This is a genomic window from Vibrio sp. bablab_jr001, from assembly GCF_016464285.1.
GTDB classification, from domain to species: domain Bacteria; phylum Pseudomonadota; class Gammaproteobacteria; order Enterobacterales; family Vibrionaceae; genus Vibrio; species Vibrio fluvialis.
This window is the reverse complement of the sequence record NZ_JACDWZ010000076.1, coordinates 19,578-34,212: the sequence shown is the minus strand read 5'-3', so window position 1 is coordinate 34,212 and position 14,635 is coordinate 19,578. Positions and strand designations below refer to the sequence as shown.

General features: G+C 49.4%; 13 protein-coding genes and 8 tRNA genes. 6 read left to right on the top strand and 15 right to left on the bottom strand.

The features are described 5' to 3' along the window. The first annotated feature begins 15 nt into the window (after nucleotides 1–15). The 5 genes from rpmA (at nucleotide 16) to folA (ending at nucleotide 3,608) form a co-directional block, all read left to right on the top strand. Nucleotides 16–273, top strand: coding sequence for a 50S ribosomal protein L27 (rpmA, locus tag JIG40_RS12275; protein WP_014205843.1), 258 nt, complete (start codon nucleotides 16–18; stop codon nucleotides 271–273). A gap of 219 nt (nucleotides 274–492) precedes the next feature. Further along, nucleotides 493–1,668: an Obg family GTPase CgtA gene (cgtA, locus tag JIG40_RS12270; RefSeq protein WP_158142407.1), complete on the top strand. Its 1,176-nt coding sequence runs from the start codon at nucleotides 493–495 to the stop codon at nucleotides 1,666–1,668. Between the two features lie 169 nt (nucleotides 1,669–1,837). Continuing rightward, on the top strand, nucleotides 1,838–2,599 hold the full coding sequence (locus JIG40_RS12265) for a threonine/serine exporter ThrE family protein (RefSeq protein ID WP_020332683.1): 762 nt from the start codon (nucleotides 1,838–1,840) through the stop codon (nucleotides 2,597–2,599). A gap of 1 nt (nucleotide 2,600) precedes the next feature. After that, on the top strand, nucleotides 2,601–3,074 hold the full coding sequence (locus JIG40_RS12260; protein ID WP_024373459.1) for a threonine/serine exporter family protein: 474 nt from the start codon (nucleotides 2,601–2,603) through the stop codon (nucleotides 3,072–3,074). A gap of 39 nt (nucleotides 3,075–3,113) precedes the next feature. After that, a complete protein-coding gene (gene folA, locus JIG40_RS12255; RefSeq protein WP_020332685.1) occupies nucleotides 3,114–3,608 on the top strand; it encodes a type 3 dihydrofolate reductase in 495 nt (164 codons plus the stop codon). A 31-nt stretch (nucleotides 3,609–3,639) separates the two neighbouring features. On the opposite strand, the gene apaH is transcribed toward folA, so the two are convergent. The 6 genes from apaH to lptD form a co-directional block, all read right to left on the bottom strand. Continuing rightward, on the bottom strand, nucleotides 3,640–4,455 hold the full coding sequence (gene apaH, locus JIG40_RS12250) for a bis(5'-nucleosyl)-tetraphosphatase (symmetrical) ApaH (protein ID WP_199465391.1): 816 nt from the start codon (nucleotides 4,453–4,455) through the stop codon (nucleotides 3,640–3,642). Between the two features lie 11 nt (nucleotides 4,456–4,466). Next, on the bottom strand, nucleotides 4,467–4,847 hold the full coding sequence (apaG, locus tag JIG40_RS12245) for a Co2+/Mg2+ efflux protein ApaG (RefSeq protein WP_020332687.1): 381 nt from the start codon (nucleotides 4,845–4,847) through the stop codon (nucleotides 4,467–4,469). Between the two features lie 68 nt (nucleotides 4,848–4,915). Next, the gene (rsmA, locus tag JIG40_RS12240) at nucleotides 4,916–5,731 is read right to left on the bottom strand and encodes a 16S rRNA (adenine(1518)-N(6)/adenine(1519)-N(6))-dimethyltransferase RsmA (RefSeq protein ID WP_020332688.1); all 816 of its coding nucleotides are present in this window, start codon (nucleotides 5,729–5,731) and stop codon (nucleotides 4,916–4,918) included. Between the two features lie 20 nt (nucleotides 5,732–5,751). Next, the gene (gene pdxA / locus JIG40_RS12235) at nucleotides 5,752–6,762 is read right to left on the bottom strand and encodes a 4-hydroxythreonine-4-phosphate dehydrogenase PdxA (protein ID WP_172557947.1); all 1,011 of its coding nucleotides are present in this window, start codon (nucleotides 6,760–6,762) and stop codon (nucleotides 5,752–5,754) included. Next, nucleotides 6,743–8,038: a peptidylprolyl isomerase SurA gene (gene surA / locus JIG40_RS12230; RefSeq protein WP_171933316.1), complete on the bottom strand. Its 1,296-nt coding sequence runs from the start codon at nucleotides 8,036–8,038 to the stop codon at nucleotides 6,743–6,745. The genes pdxA and surA overlap by 20 nt, the downstream gene beginning before the upstream one ends. Nucleotides 8,039–8,099: 61 nt before the next feature. Further along, on the bottom strand, nucleotides 8,100–10,454 hold the full coding sequence (gene lptD, locus JIG40_RS12225; protein ID WP_199465390.1) for an LPS assembly protein LptD: 2,355 nt from the start codon (nucleotides 10,452–10,454) through the stop codon (nucleotides 8,100–8,102). A gap of 149 nt (nucleotides 10,455–10,603) precedes the next feature. On the opposite strand from lptD, the gene djlA reads away from it, so the two are divergent. Continuing rightward, nucleotides 10,604–11,464 carry a co-chaperone DjlA gene (gene djlA / locus JIG40_RS12220; protein WP_047460026.1) on the top strand — a complete coding sequence of 287 codons (861 nt, stop codon included), beginning with the start codon at nucleotides 10,604–10,606 and terminating at the stop codon, nucleotides 11,462–11,464. Between the two features lie 148 nt (nucleotides 11,465–11,612). On the opposite strand, the gene JIG40_RS12215 is transcribed toward djlA, so the two are convergent. The 9 genes from JIG40_RS12215 to JIG40_RS12175 all read right to left on the bottom strand — a co-directional run bounded on the left by JIG40_RS12215 (nucleotide 11,613) and on the right by JIG40_RS12175 (nucleotide 14,585). Continuing rightward, nucleotides 11,613–11,688 (bottom strand) — tRNA-Asn (locus JIG40_RS12215). Nucleotides 11,689–11,702: 14 nt separating this feature from the next. After that, nucleotides 11,703–11,778, bottom strand: a tRNA-Thr gene (locus tag JIG40_RS12210). A gap of 37 nt (nucleotides 11,779–11,815) precedes the next feature. Next, a tRNA-Asn gene (locus JIG40_RS12205) sits at nucleotides 11,816–11,891 on the bottom strand. A 17-nt stretch (nucleotides 11,892–11,908) separates the two neighbouring features. Further along, nucleotides 11,909–11,984 (bottom strand) — tRNA-Thr (locus JIG40_RS12200). A gap of 48 nt (nucleotides 11,985–12,032) precedes the next feature. Then, nucleotides 12,033–12,108: transfer RNA gene (locus tag JIG40_RS12195), tRNA-Phe, on the bottom strand. Between the two features lie 234 nt (nucleotides 12,109–12,342). Further along, entirely contained in the window at nucleotides 12,343–13,968 is a 1,626-nt protein-coding gene (locus JIG40_RS12190; protein ID WP_199465389.1) for a methyl-accepting chemotaxis protein, read from the bottom strand. A gap of 346 nt (nucleotides 13,969–14,314) precedes the next feature. Continuing rightward, nucleotides 14,315–14,390: transfer RNA gene (locus JIG40_RS12185), tRNA-Asn, on the bottom strand. 36 nt (nucleotides 14,391–14,426) lie between these two features. Further along, a tRNA-Phe gene (locus JIG40_RS12180) sits at nucleotides 14,427–14,502 on the bottom strand. Nucleotides 14,503–14,509: 7 nt separating this feature from the next. Beyond that, nucleotides 14,510–14,585 (bottom strand) — tRNA-Thr (locus JIG40_RS12175). Nucleotides 14,586–14,635 lie beyond the last annotated feature (50 nt).

Genomic DNA, 14,635 nt, shown 5'->3' with positions numbered 1-14,635 from the left:
TAGGAGAGTTTAACAATGGCACACAAAAAAGCTGGTGGTTCTACTCGTAACGGCCGCGATTCTGAAAGTAAACGTCTAGGTGTTAAACGTTTCGGCGGTGAATCTGTTCTTGCAGGTAACATCATCGTTCGTCAACGTGGCACTAAGTTCCACGCTGGTACTAACGTAGGTATCGGTAAAGACCACACTCTGTTCGCTCTATCTGACGGTAAAGTGAAGTTCGAAGTGAAAGGTCCTAAAAACCGTAAATTCGTTAGCATCGAAGCTGAATAAGTTTAGTTTCTCGATGAATTTAAAAGCCCTGCCGTTAGGTGGGGTTTTTTATTTATCTGGACGTGAGAAGAGCCAATAACAAGAGGCCCTGCGCTGCAGAGCGGCTTGTTATCTGTTCCCAAGCAGAAGGTCTGGACCGTTCATTGCGGTGGCACTTCTGCTAAAATTTATATCATTGGTAAGTGATGATATTGCAACGCAAGTAATGCGGAGTAAGTAATGAAATTCGTTGATGAAGCGGTAATTAAAGTCGAAGCGGGCGATGGCGGTAACGGTGTTGTTAGCTTTTGGCGTGAAAAATTCGTAACGAAAGGTGGCCCTGACGGCGGCGACGGCGGCGATGGTGGCGATGTCTACATCCAAGCTGATGAGAACTTAAATACCCTTGTTGACTATCGTTTCCAGCGTTTTTACGCAGCAGAACGTGGTCAGAACGGTGGCGGTGGTAACTGTACTGGTAAGCGCGGTAAAGATATTACTCTGAAAGTGCCTGTAGGTACTCGCGCAGTGGATATTCACACCAATGAAATCGTGGGTGAAGTCGCTGAACACGGCAAGAAAGTGATGGTTGCAAAAGGCGGCTGGCACGGTCTGGGTAACACCCGTTTTAAATCGTCTGTAAACCGCGCTCCACGTCAAAAGACGATGGGTACCAAAGGTGAAGTTCGTGAACTTCGTCTTGAGCTTCTGCTGCTTGCTGACGTAGGCATGTTGGGTTTACCAAATGCAGGTAAATCAACCTTTATCCGCTCTGTATCAGCAGCGAAACCAAAGGTTGCGGATTATCCGTTTACGACCTTGATCCCTAGCTTGGGTGTGGTGAGTGTTGTACCTGAGAAAAGCTTTGTCGTTGCTGACATCCCAGGACTTATCGAAGGTGCCGCTGAAGGCGCAGGTCTGGGTATTCGCTTCTTGAAGCACCTTGAGCGTTGTCGCGTACTATTGCACATGATTGATATTCTGCCGATTGATGGCAGTGAACCGGCACAAAACGCTCTGACCATTATGGATGAGCTGGAGCAGTACAGTGAAAAGCTCGCGAAAAAACCAGTTTGGTTAGTGTTTAACAAAGCCGATCTGATGCTTGAAGAAGAAGCGGATGAAAAGATCCAAGAGATCTTAGAAGCGCTGGCGTGGGAAGGTCCATACTTCAAGATCTCTGCGGTCAACAAGCAAGGCACTGCTGAACTTTGTCGTGAACTGGCTGATTTCATGGAAACTCTACCTCGTGCAGAAGAAGAGTTAAGCGAAGAGCAAAAAGTGGAGTTTATGTGGGACGATTACCACAAAGACGCCATGGCTGGCCGCAATGTTATCACTGAAGAAGATGACGACGACTGGGATGACTGGGACGATGAAGAAGATGACGGCCACGTTATCTACGTCCGCGAATAATTCATTTCTGATGAAATAATCAAGAGCCGCATAGTATTTGCGGCTTTTTTGTGTCTAAATCATGTTTCGTTGCGTTATTTTCATGCAGACTATTGGCTTGTGCCGTTTATTGGGCACACATTTTTATTGAGTCATTTTTTGTGGTAAGTCGGACGTTAGGAAAGGAATCATGGCATCCAAACAGAGAGCGGTTTCTCGTTTGATTGCTCAGGCCGGGCAAATGCTGCTGGCCCATGGAGCAGAAAGTACTTTAGTTGGCGACATCATGCGTCGTATCGGGCTGGCGAGCGGCATGAGCGAAGTCGAAGTGTCATTGTCAGCTAGCTCACTGGTCGTGACCACGGTCTATCAGGAACACTGCATCACGACCACTCGGCGCTGTCCGGATCGTGGTATCAACATGCGCGTGGTGACTCAGATCCAGCGGATCTGCATCATGATGGAGAAGGGCATTCTCGATCATTCACTGGCACAAAAAAAACTCAACGCGATCAGCCCTGAACGCTATAACCGTTGGTTGGTCGTGTTGATGATAGGACTATCCTGCGCTGCTTTCAGTCGTCTAGCTGGCGGTGACTGGACCGTATTCGCGATTACTTTTGTTGCCTCTTCTGTCGGGATGATTGTGCGTCAGGAAATCGGCCACCGTCATTTCAACCCTCTGCTTAACTTTGCCGCAACCGCTTTTGTCACCTCGGTGATTTCCGCCCAAGCGGTGATTTATCATCTCGGCAATAAACCCACGATTGTGATGGCTTCATCGGTATTGATGCTGGTGCCCGGTTTTCCGTTGATAAACTCGGTGGCAGACATGCTCAAAGGTTACATCAATATGGGCATTGCCCGCTTTGTCATGGCGAGTTTACTCACATTAGCCACTTGTCTGGGAATTATCGCGGCGATGAGTGTGACCGGAATATGGGGATGGTAACATGTTGAGCTGGCAACTTTTGTTCGGACTGATTAACGATATGTTCTTTGCCGCCATTCCGGCGGTGGGGTTTGCGTTGGTGTTTAATGTGCCGGCTCCGGCACTGAAATACTGCGCGTTGGGCGGCGCAATTGGTCACGGCTCGCGCTACCTGATGATGCACTTTGGCGTTCCGATTGAGTGGGCTACCTTCTTTGCTGCCACCATTGTTGGCATGATCGGGGTACAGTGGTCGCATAAATTCCTCGCTCACCCTAAAGTGTTTACGGTGGCCGCGCTCATCCCAATGGTGCCCGGAGTCTTCGCTTATAAAGCGATGATTGCGATGGTTGAGATCAACCATCTTGGCTTTACACCTGAGCTACTGGAAACCTTACTGGAAAACTTCCTCAAAGCGATGTTTATCATTGCGGGCTTGGCGGTTGGCCTTGCGGTTCCGGGGCTGCTATTCTATCGCCGCAAACCGATTGTATAGATCCCACCGACCTGGTGGCACGAGCTTAGGAAGAAATTGATGATCATCAGCATGATTGCCGCGATGGCAAGCGACCGAATTATCGGCAAGGATAATCAGATGCCGTGGCATCTTCCGGCAGACTTTGTCTGGTTTAAACGTTGTACGATGGGAAAACCGGTGGTGATGGGGCGTAAAACGTATCAATCTATAGGCCGTCCATTGCCGGGTCGTCAGAACATTGTGATTAGCCGGGATCCGAATCTGGTCATTGAGGGTGTCGATGTAGTGACCTCTATTGATGCTGCGCTGGACAAAGCGGGAGCGGCACAAGAAGTGATGATCATTGGTGGAGGAAGCATCTACGCAGAATGTCTGCCGCGCGCGGATAAGCTGTATGTAACGCTGATTGATGCTCATCTTGACGGTGATACTCAGTTCCCGGATTGGGGGACTGGATGGTTGGAAACTCATCGCGAACACTATCACTCGGATGAGAAAAACCAATACGACATGGATTTTGTGATTCTGGAACGTGAGTCAGTGCGCGAATGAAAAAGCCCGGTGAGACCGGGCTTTTTGCTGTTTAATCGTCGTAGCGTAGTGCGGGTTGTTCAAAGTACGTTTTGTCTTCCCAGCGCAGCAGGGTCAATGTGCCGCCCCATACACAGCCTGTATCCAGGCCGATGATGTCACTACTGCGATAGCCTTCCAAAGCGGCCCAGTGACCAAACACCACGGTTTTATCAAGTGCAATACGGTTTTGCAGTGCAAACCAAGGCACCAAGCTGCCATCGGTGACCTCATTCGGGGGCAGTTTGCATTTCATGTCCAACCGCCCGTCAGCAAAACAAAAACGCATCCGAGTGTAGCTGTTAATAATGTAGCGGTAGCGTTCGATACCACTGAATTCGTCATTCCAGTGATCCGGTTGATTGCTATACATATTCTCAATTAGCCAGCCCCAGCGCTCACTCTGTAGCAGGGTTTCAATTTCTCTGGCTGTCGAGCGGGCAGTGGGTAAATCCCACAGTGGAGAGATACCAGCGTGGGCCAAGACAAATTCATCGTGCTCTTGCAGCAGTGGCTGTTGGCGAATCCATTCCAATAGCGCAGGGCCATCCTCTGCCTCTAATATCGGCAGAGTTTTATCTTTCTTTTTGATCGGATGAATGCCACGAGCGACGGCCAGAAGATGCAGATCATGGTTACCGAGCACGACTTTAGCTGATGTGCCCAACTGGCGGATAAAACGCAGGGTTTCGAGCGATTTTGGCCCGCGGGCAACCAGATCGCCGGCAACCCATAGAGTATCTTGCTCGGGATTAAACGCTACCCGATCAAGCACCAGCTGCAATTCGTCGAAGCAGCCCTGAATGTCACCAACAATGTAATTCGACAATGCAGACTCCGTTAATTCAGTACATTGGGAACTGCAAGGCGGAACGGCTCGATATCGGCAATAAATTCCTCACCTGCCTGATTATGCATGATGTAGTGGCCTTGCATGACGCCAACCGGGGTTTCCAGCGCGGTACCGCTGCTGTAGGTGTATTCGTCATTGGCCGGAATCACGGGTTGTTCTCCGACCACGCCATCGCCTTCCACGGTCATCTGTTTGCCGTTGGAATCAGTGATGAGCCAGCGGCGGCTGATCAGTTGCACGTTTTCATTGCTGAGATTTTTAATCGTGATCAGATAGGCAAACACATAACGCTGGAATTCTGGGTTGGATTGCTCAGGGATGTATTTGGTGTGAACCTGGATCTTGATACAAGGATTGGAAATATCCATGAAAACTCCTTATCCGGATATCGAGGCGTGAAAATAGACAAAGGATGACACTCGGTCATCCTTTGTATTTATGCCTGTTGCACGTGGTTGGCGTCAAGCCAGTTGGCCATGGCCACGAACTGTTGCAGGGTCAGGTTTTCAGGGCGCATGCCAGCATTGACACCGAGCTCTTCCAACACCTCAAGCTCAAGTAAGCCTTTGTAGCAGTTGCGTACCGTTTTGCGACGCTGGTTAAAGCCTTCACGCACTACGCGATCCAGCCATTTCAGGCTGGTGGTTGGGTGTGGCAACACTTCATAAGGCACCAGACGTACCACGGCAGAATCTACTTTTGGCGGCGGAACGAACGCTGTTGGTGGCACTTCCAGTACAGGCACCACTTTACAGTAATACTGCGCCATCACGGTCAGACGTCCGTAAGCTTTGCTGCCTGGGCCTGCTGCCAGACGATTGACCACCTCTTTTTGCAGCATGAAATGCATGTCCTGAATATCTTTGTGAAATTCGAACAGGTGGAACATCAGCGGTGTAGAGATGTTGTATGGCAGGTTGCCGAAGATGCGTAGTTTATTGTTTGGCTTCACCAGCTGGGTGAAATCAAAACGCATCGCATCGCCTTCATGAATGGTCAGTTTATCGGCCAGTTCAGGGTGATTACGCAGACGCTCAGCCAGATCTCGGTCCAGCTCAATCACAGTAAACTTATCGACTTCGCGGCCAACAGGTTCGGTGATCGCGCCCAGACCCGGACCGATCTCAACCAAGTTTTGACCCGGTTTAGGGTTAATCGCTGATACGATTCCATCAATGATGTAAGGATCGTTCAGGAAGTTCTGACCAAAACGTTTACGCGCTTTGTGTCCTAAGTGGACATCGTTTCTCATAGTGTTCTCGACATTCTAGATCATCGACAAGAGGATGATTTCTTATCAACTAATTCAATAGCTTGAGCGAGTGCTGTTCTAAAACTTCCCACATCGGCCTGACCAGTACCCGCTAAATCGAGCGCGGTGCCGTGGTCGACGGATGTTCGAATAAAAGGCAGACCCAACGTGATATTCACGGAGCGGCCAAAGCCTTTATATTTCAGGACGGGAAGAACCTGATCGTGGTACATGCCCAGAACAGCATCGGCTTGCTGCAAATATTTGTCATTGAAGATGGTGTCGGCCGGTAACGGGCCAATCAGTTGCATGCCATCTTGCTGACGTAATTTTTCCAGGGTAGGGGTGATGGTGTCGATTTCTTCGTGACCCAAAACACCGTCTTCCCCGGCATGTGGATTGAGGCCGCATACATAAATGGTAGGCGTTTCAATCGCAAATTTCTCGACCAAATCCTTGTGGAGAATGTGAATGATCTTTTCCAGACGTTCGCTGGTGACCGCTTTAGACACATAAGCCAATGGAATATGTGTTGTCACCAGTGCCACACGCAGTCCTTCGGTTGCCAGCATCATCACCACCAACGGGGTGTTGGATTGCTCGGCAAAGAACTCAGTATGACCACTGAATGCGACGCCTGCCCGGTTGATCACTCCCTTGTGAACGGGACCGGTGACAATAGCATCAAATTCATCATTCATACAGCCCGCAGCGGCTCTTTCTAGTGTTTTTAACACATAATGGCCGTTACTTTCGTCCAGTTGCCCGGCAATAACCGGGGTAGCTGCTGGAACATGATCGACGACCAGAGTGCCTGCCTGCTGTGGTTTTGGCTCGGCACTGGCATCGTAGTCTAATAGCGTAACCTGAATACCTAACGTTTCTGCACGCTGTGCCAACATTTGTTTGTCGGCACAAACCACCAGTTGGTGCGTCCAGTCTTCGGTGGACAGGGCCAGCACCAAATCCGGGCCAATGCCGGCAGGCTCGCCGGCAGTGACCACAATTCGCTTAATTGCCATCTTCATCATCCTTCAGGATTTCGACGAATGCACCTGCACGCAGTTCTTGCAGCCAGGCACTGGCTTCTTCATTGAACTTGCGGTTGAACAGAATTCGGTACGCCTTGTTTTTCAGCGCAGAGTCGGTGCGGTCGACTTCACGGCGGTCTAACACTTCAACGATGTGCCAACCATGCACGGTTTTAAATGGCTGGCTGATCTGGCCAACGGGCAGCGTCTCAACCTGATGTTTAAATTCCGGCACGTACAGATCTGGCGTCTGATAACCCAGTTCGCCGTTCTGGGCGGCCGAACCCGGGTCTTGACTGTATTGCTGCGCCAGTTCGCCAAAGGTCGCTTCACCCGCTTTAATGCGGCGAATAAACTCGTTGAGCTGCTTCTGTGCGCCTTCATCGCTGAGAATTATGGTTGGCTTGATCAGAATATGACGGGCGTTTACTTCGGTGACTGCAACGGTTTCCAGACCTTTCACGTCATCAATTTTCAAAATGTGGAAACCTACACCGCTGCGGAATGGACCGATAATGGTACCTTTATTCTGCATTTTGATTTGATCAGCAAAAATGGTTGGCATCTCTTCTTTACGCATCCAGCCCCAGTCACCGCCTTCCAGCGCTTTTGGTCCTTTTGAGTAGGTGATGGCCATTTTGCTGAAGTCCGCGCCGTTGTTCAGTTCATCCACCAGTTTTTTCGCTTGGGCTTCCACTTCAGATTTATCCTGACCGTCGTTAAAACGAAGTTGAATGTGGCTGATTTTGTACTGCACTGTCGCGTTGGTCTCTTTGGCCAGGAGATCGGCCAGTGTATCGACTTCTGCCGGCAGAATATTGATACGGCGGCGAACCAGAGCGTTGCGCGCTTCGCTGGTTGCCATCTCTTTGCGCACTTGTTCGCGGAATTCTGGGTATGTCAGTCCCTCTTCAGCCACTGAAGCTCGCAGTTGTTCCGGCGTTTGTTTATTGTCACGTGCAATATCATTAATGGCCTGATTGAGGCGATCGTCATCGATACGAACGCCGATACGCTCAGCTTCTTGCTCTTGTAGCGTATCAATAATCAGTTTCTCAACGACCTGACCGCGCAGCACGCCCTCGTCCGGGAGCTCACGTCCATTCTTTTTGGCGTTGGCTTTGACGGTCAGGAGCGCGGCATCAATATCACTTTGTAAAATAACGCCGCTGTTCACGATGACCGCGACACGATCCATTTCAATCGGCTGTGCGTGCAGGGAACCGATGCTCAGCAGCCCGATTAGCGTTAGTAGAGTGTGTTTCCACAATTTCATTAGAAGTCCTATCAAAATCAACGGCCTGACTCTTCAGGCCGGATGGTCGTAATTAAGAAACTCAGTTATTCAGGAAGAATGGTCGGCCGTAACCCAGAGAGTTACTTGAACTGCTCAGCAGATCAGAACCCGCACCTACGCTGGTGCCGAAGCCGATGATGCCAAAGTTAACACTGAAGTTATTTTCGTAAATCGGATCTTCAAAGCTACTGTAGCCGCCGCTAAGAGTTTTATCCCAGTTTTTCAACTGATTACTATAACTAAAGCCCATATACCAACAGTCAGAGGTATAACGAAGTCCCGCCAACCATTCAATCGCCTGGTCGGTGGTTAAATCATAGAAGTACTGACCGTTAAACTGCCATTTGGCCGACAACTGGTAACTAGTCAGCAGGCCTGCCTGAGAAATACCATCTTCCGTCAGATTAGAAACATCAAAGTTAACCGTGTCCTCGATGTACTCTTTGGGAACGTAGCGGTAGTTCGCTTGTACAAAGCCGCCATCAAACCGGTATTCGAGCGTGCTGTTGGCCAGTTGGACGGCGCTGGTATCGATATCATACTGAATACCACCGTGATAGAAGAGGAAGTCATCGTAGTTGAAATCCATTTCTACCGCCCAGGCTGAATAGCTGGACTGGCTGTCATCATCAGAGCTGGAACTGGTCGCTTTGAAGTTCTTATCGATATAGAAAATCTGACCAAAGGCGATATTCAGGCGCTCTTTATACTGATCGTCGAAAAAGCGAGTGGATGCGCCGTAGCTGATTTGGTTTGCCGGAGCAATATAGTCCACACTGCTGTACTTACGGCTGCGGAACAAGCCGTAGTAATCGGTTTGCAGCAAGGTGGTGTCATAGCGGGCGATATTGCTCTGATCTTCTTTTGGCACGTACAGATATTGAATCTGTGGCTCCAGTGTCTGTGTGTAGTTATCAAACAGAACGGTATCACGCTCCAAAACAATACCTGCGTGAGAGCGGAACTCAGGAATGACACGAGCAACACTCTCTTCGAGGTCCTGATAGTCTTCGTCGGTCAGGTCAACACCGTTGAGATCCTGTTGGTAGTATGTGCCGAGAACGCGTGCTTCGGTTGTCCACGTGCCCCAGGTGGTCGCCAGCGGAATCTTCATACCAGGCTCAACATGCAAACGTGTCGCTGATGGTTTGCCTGATGCGTCAGTTTCAAAACGTGACAGATGGGATTTCAAATCGAGATCCAGATAGCGCATCACTTCCGGCGCGTAGTAGTTGAATGACAGTTGTGGCATCAGACGATACGGCTGACTGGTGCTGGTAGAATCAGATAACAGCAATTGGAACTGACGTACCAGAATCGAAGTATCCCAGTTAGCGCTGCGGTATGACACTTCACCTTCCTGAATCAGCTGACCGTCTTCGCGGTTACCAATGGAGGAACTCAGGTCCGAGAAATAGTTAATGTCGCTGACTTTCGAATAATCAACGTCCAGTTTCCATGCCTGCTGATAGATACCACTGTGTTCGTACTGGACGCCCCAACGTTTACCTTCTTCTGGGTTCAATTTGTCATCAGGCAGGTATTCCGATTTTATACGGCCTGAACCGAAGTCATTCAGGTAACGGAATACGGAGTTCAGTTGGGTACCACGTTTGTCCATGTAGTGCAGCGTGGTTTCCAGATCGTAATTCGGTGCTAAGTTCCAATAGACAGGAACTTCTAGTTCAAAACCGTCACGTGAGCCGTAAGAGAGGGTTGGGTAGAGAAAACCGGTTTTACGGGTATCACCAATCGGAACCGTCAGGAATGGTAAATAGAAAATAGGTACATTCTGCACTTCCAGACGCGGGTTGTAGAACGTGGCCTGTTCTTCGTCCTGGTTAATGTCAATGCTGGATGCTTTAAGGCGCCAAGAGCTGTCACCTTCAGGACAAGAGGTAATTGAACCATCTTCGATTTCGTACATTGCCTTGCCCGTTTTAGAAACGTAGGCTGCTTCACCACGTCCAGGCTCACACAAGAATTTATACTTGGTGTTCTCCAGTGTCATCTGGTCGGTGGTGAGGTTATTGGTGGCTTTATCGGAAGTGGTTTTCACCTGACCGTCACTGAAGTTTACGTTACCTTCTGCGACGACCACGTTATCTTTCTGGTGCAAAGTGACGTTGTCTGCCCGAATATGTTTTTTCCCCTGAACCACTACCACGTTGCCGGAATAGGTCGCGCGGTCGCCATTAATTGCTTCTAGCTTATCCGCTTCGACATTGATAGGCTGTTCATTCGGGTTCGTTGGGTCGGGCTGATTCACTAAACATTGATCGATAGTGGGCAGTTCCTGCACACTGTCATCCACCGTAGCGTCTGCTTGAGTCTGAGGCGCGAAGAGCGCGGCGCTAATCGAAGCGGCTAAAAACGTGCGGGAGAAACGTGACATCGAATTGTACTATCCTGTTGAAATTGTTTGAGTCCGATATTGGGAGATTTTTATCAAATAAAAAGCGTTCCCTATCATAAAGGAATTTAACTCTCCCGGCACTATCAGACCACCGCACACCTAAAAAATTCATAGATTGAGAGCACATAATGCATATTTTTGGCAAAATTCTTGGCGCTTTCTTCGGCTTCCTGTTTGGGGGCCCGTTTGGCGCAATCTTTGGCCTGTTTCTTGGGCATCAGTTCGATAAAGCTCGTCGTTTTAACCAGGCTGGATTCAGCACTGGCGGGTTTGGCAATGGTCCTAGCCAGGCTGAGCGTCAGGAAGAATTCTTCAAAGCAGCCTTTGCGGTCATGGGCCATGTCGCGAAAGCGAAAGGGCAGGTCACTAAAGAAGAAATTCAGCTTGCCAGCGTAATGATGGATCGCATGAATCTGCATGGTGATCAGCGTCTTGCTGCACAAGATGCCTTTCGCCAAGGTAAAGAGGCTGATTTTCCGTTGGAACAAGTGTTGGAGAAAGTCCGCATTTCAACTGGCGGTCGCTTTGATCTGTTGCAGTTCTTTCTGGAGCTGCAAATCTCCGCAGCGTTTGCCGATGGCGATATTCATCCTAGTGAGCGCAATGTACTGCACAAAATCGCGCGAGGTCTGGGGTTCTCTGCTGACCAGCTGGAGCGCCGCCTGCGCATGCAGGAAGCCGCGTTTCGTTTTCAACAAGGTGGCGGATTTGGTGGTCAACAGGGGCAACAAGGCTATGCTGGCGGTGGTCAGTGGCAACAGGCTTCGAGCAAAGATCGTCTCGCAGATGCTTATTCCGTGCTAGGTGTGGGTGACGGCGCCGACGCCAAAGAGATTAAGCGTGCGTACCGTAAACTGATGAACGAACACCATCCGGATAAATTGATGGCCAAAGGCTTGCCTCCAGAAATGATGAATGTCGCTAAAGAGAAATCACAAGAGATTCAACATGCTTATGACCTGATCAAAAAGGAAAAGGGCATCAAGTAAGTTTTTATGCGTGATAAGGCGGGCTCAGGCTCGCCTTTTTTCTGGCTGTTTAAATAGAGTGGCGTGGATTCAATCGTGTGTAACAGGGTGCGGATCTAGGACCGACAGATAAAAGAAAAGCCCAGTCTTTCGACTGAGCTTTCTAATGTGGCTCCCCCTGCAAGACTTGAACTTGCGACATACGGATTAACAGTCCGCCGTTCTACCGACTGAACTAAGGGGGAATGATTTTTTGTAATGGTGCCGACTACCGGAATCGAACTGGTGACCTACTGATTACAAGTCAGTTGCTCTACCTACTGAGCTAAGTCGGCCTTTCAACAAGCTTAATCATAAGCTCACTGATAAAAGTGGCTCCCCCTGCAAGACTTGAACTTGCGACATACGGATTAACAGTCCGCCGTTCTACCGACTGAACTAAGGGGGAATTGTTTTTTAGATAAATGGTGCCGACTACCGGAATCGAACTGGTGACCTACTGATTACAAGTCAGTTGCTCTACCTACTGAGCTAAGTCGGCACACTTAATCTTGTTGCATGCTCGTGCGTTGCACCAACATCTAAAATATGGTGCCTCGAGGCGGAATCGAACCACCGACACGGGGATTTTCAATCCCCTGCTCTACCGACTGAGCTATCGAGGCAACGGGGTGTATTAAACGAGTTTTCGTTGTGGGCGTCAACAGCAAAATGCAAAAAAAATATCGTTTGTTGCTTTTCTATACTTAGTGGCCTGTTTTTATCCATTTTTGTTAGAAAATATCGTGTAAACAGGCGACAAAAAGGTTTGAAACCCGCGTTGATAGTAAGTCACGCCCCAAATAACACCGCATAAAGCACGTGAAAAAACGGGCTTTATGCGAAGTGGCAGGGGAGGGTTAGGACTTCATTGAGAACTTCGTCACCCATTTCTCCAGATCATGACTCAGATCGCTCAGGGTTCGAGTGCTGTTATGGCTGTCAGAAACCACCGTACTTAACTGCGCGCCGCTCTCTTCGATCATGTTGATACGTAGCGAAATATCATCGCTGACTTGAGTCTGTTCCGCCGCTGCCGTGGCAATTTGATGACTCATGGCAGAAATACTTTCCAGAGCCGACACAATCACCGACAGCGCTTCAGAGGCACTTTGTGATTCCGCTACCGTACTCTGACTGGTTTGCGCGCAGACACTCATGGTGTTGATCGCGTTACGTGAACCCGACTGAAGGTTTTGAATCATCTGCTGAATTTCTTTGGTACTGGTTTGCGTGCGGCCCGCCAGATTACGTACTTCGTCGGCAACCACCGCAAAACCACGGCCTTGTTCGCCAGCTCGCGCTGCTTCAATGGCGGCGTTGAGCGCCAGCAGATTTGTCTGTTCGGCGATGTCGCCAATCACATCCAGAACTTTGACGATGTTATTCACGTCGTTATCAAGCGCTGCCACCGCTTGGCTGGCGGTATCGAGTTCATTGGCCAGCCCCTGAATATTGGTGACCGTGTTGGTAATTAATTGCTGCGTATGCTGGCTCTGCTTATCCGCTTCGTCAGTATTTCGCGCCGTATCACGCGCCGAGTTCGCCACTTCAGTTGCGGATGACGCCATTTCTGTCATCGCAGTGGCAATCATTGCCGTCGATTGCTGCTGATTTTCAGTCAGGGTGCTCAGCGAACGGGAGCGAGATTCCACCGCAGACAATTCATGACGTAGTGCCTGCATCGATTGATCGAGGTTCTGTACCAGTTGTGCCAATGACAGGCTCATCATCTGCACCGCGCCATAAATACTCTCTTTCGGAGCGGAATGGGTAAAGTGTGTCTGGATTTCACCTCGCGCGACAGCCTGAACTGCGTCGCGGACATCATTGGGCTCGCCGCCAAGCAAGGCCAGCATACGGCGAATCGACACGATCAACGTCGACAAAATGCCTGCTGCAATGCCTAGGCAGAGCAGCAACTGCCACTGAGCGGTAGACCAGAAGCGCGCGTTGGCTTCGTTAAAACCGATACCCGTGCCGACAACCCAGCCCCAGTAAGGAGTCTTTTGAGCGATAGACAGTTTCTCTTCGATCGAACCATCGGCTTGTTTTTGAGTCCAGGTGTATTCAACGATTTGATCATGCTTGTTGCGCAGAACATTCTGGATCAGCTGACCGACACTGTTGCCCTGACCATCTTTGAAATCGTTGAAGCTGGTGCCGTGCAGTTGGGGATCGAGGGGCGTCGCGACGAAATTCATCTTTTCATCCGCCACATACACATACTCATTGTCTTTATAGATGTTATTACGCATCAGGCGGGTGGCGAGCTGTTTAGCATCACTGTCGCTCAGTTTTCCTTCCTGAGCCATCTTCTCCACTTCAGTCAGAATACTGTATGCGCTCTTAAAATGTTCGGTAACACGGGCTTTGTTGTCCATGTTGCTGGCTACGCGCAGTGTCGAAAGGCCGCTAATGCTAAGCGCCAGAAGGGCTGTTAGGATAATTCCTGATAATAAATAAGCTTGTTTTTTTAGTTTCATGAGCAACCTTTTGGCGTCGGCTAAATGAAGTGACGCGAAGTTAGATGACATTTAAATGACAAAATGCATCTTATTGATTGCTGGTAGCGCTGGATATGAGCAAATGGTGAAACTATGATGTTGATTAAATTTTTGTTGCGAAAAAAGTGTTCGAGTTGAAAATGTTGTGAGTCATTGATGCAGAGGAATGAGAAAGAATGGCTGGCTAAGGGGTGGGGGAGGAATGTGTTTTTGAATAAGAGAGGAGGGCAGTGATTTTGCGAGGAGCACGGCGATGAACTTAAAGACCCCTTTGCAACGCGCAGATAAAAGAAAAGCCCAGTCTTTCGACTGAGCTTTCTAAAAGTGGCTCCCCCTGCAAGACTTGAACTTGCGACATACGGATTAACAGTCCGCCGTTCTACCGACTGAACTAAGGGGGAATTATTTGTGCGTTGTAAAACAACTGCACCAAATAATGGTGCCTCGAGGCGGAATCGAACCACCGACACGGGGATTTTCAATCCCCTGCTCTACCGACTGAGCTATCGAGGCAAAAGAATGGTGCCGACTACCGGAATCGAACTGGTGACCTACTGATTACAAGTCAGTTGCTCTACCTACTGAGCTAAGTCGGCGCACTATATTCTTTGCTAAAACTGTTCGTGCTATGCACCAACAATTATCA

Coding starts and splice junctions, on each gene's coding strand:
- rpmA (WP_014205843.1), top strand. CDS start 16: ATGGCACACAAAAAAGCTGGTGGTTCTACTCGTAACGGCCGCGATTCT.
- cgtA (WP_158142407.1), top strand. CDS start 493: ATGAAATTCGTTGATGAAGCGGTAATTAAAGTCGAAGCGGGCGATGGC.
- JIG40_RS12265 (WP_020332683.1), top strand. CDS start 1,838: ATGGCATCCAAACAGAGAGCGGTTTCTCGTTTGATTGCTCAGGCCGGG.
- JIG40_RS12260 (WP_024373459.1), top strand. CDS start 2,601: ATGTTGAGCTGGCAACTTTTGTTCGGACTGATTAACGATATGTTCTTT.
- folA (WP_020332685.1), top strand. CDS start 3,114: ATGATCATCAGCATGATTGCCGCGATGGCAAGCGACCGAATTATCGGC.
- apaG (WP_020332687.1), bottom strand. CDS start 4,847: ATGGATATTTCCAATCCTTGTATCAAGATCCAGGTTCACACCAAATAC.
- rsmA (WP_020332688.1), bottom strand. CDS start 5,731: ATGAGAAACGATGTCCACTTAGGACACAAAGCGCGTAAACGTTTTGGT.
- pdxA (WP_172557947.1), bottom strand. CDS start 6,762: ATGATGAAGATGGCAATTAAGCGAATTGTGGTCACTGCCGGCGAGCCT.
- surA (WP_171933316.1), bottom strand. CDS start 8,038: ATGAAATTGTGGAAACACACTCTACTAACGCTAATCGGGCTGCTGAGC.
- lptD (WP_199465390.1), bottom strand. CDS start 10,454: ATGTCACGTTTCTCCCGCACGTTTTTAGCCGCTTCGATTAGCGCCGCG.
- djlA (WP_047460026.1), top strand. CDS start 10,604: ATGCATATTTTTGGCAAAATTCTTGGCGCTTTCTTCGGCTTCCTGTTT.
- JIG40_RS12190 (WP_199465389.1), bottom strand. CDS start 13,968: ATGAAACTAAAAAAACAAGCTTATTTATTATCAGGAATTATCCTAACA.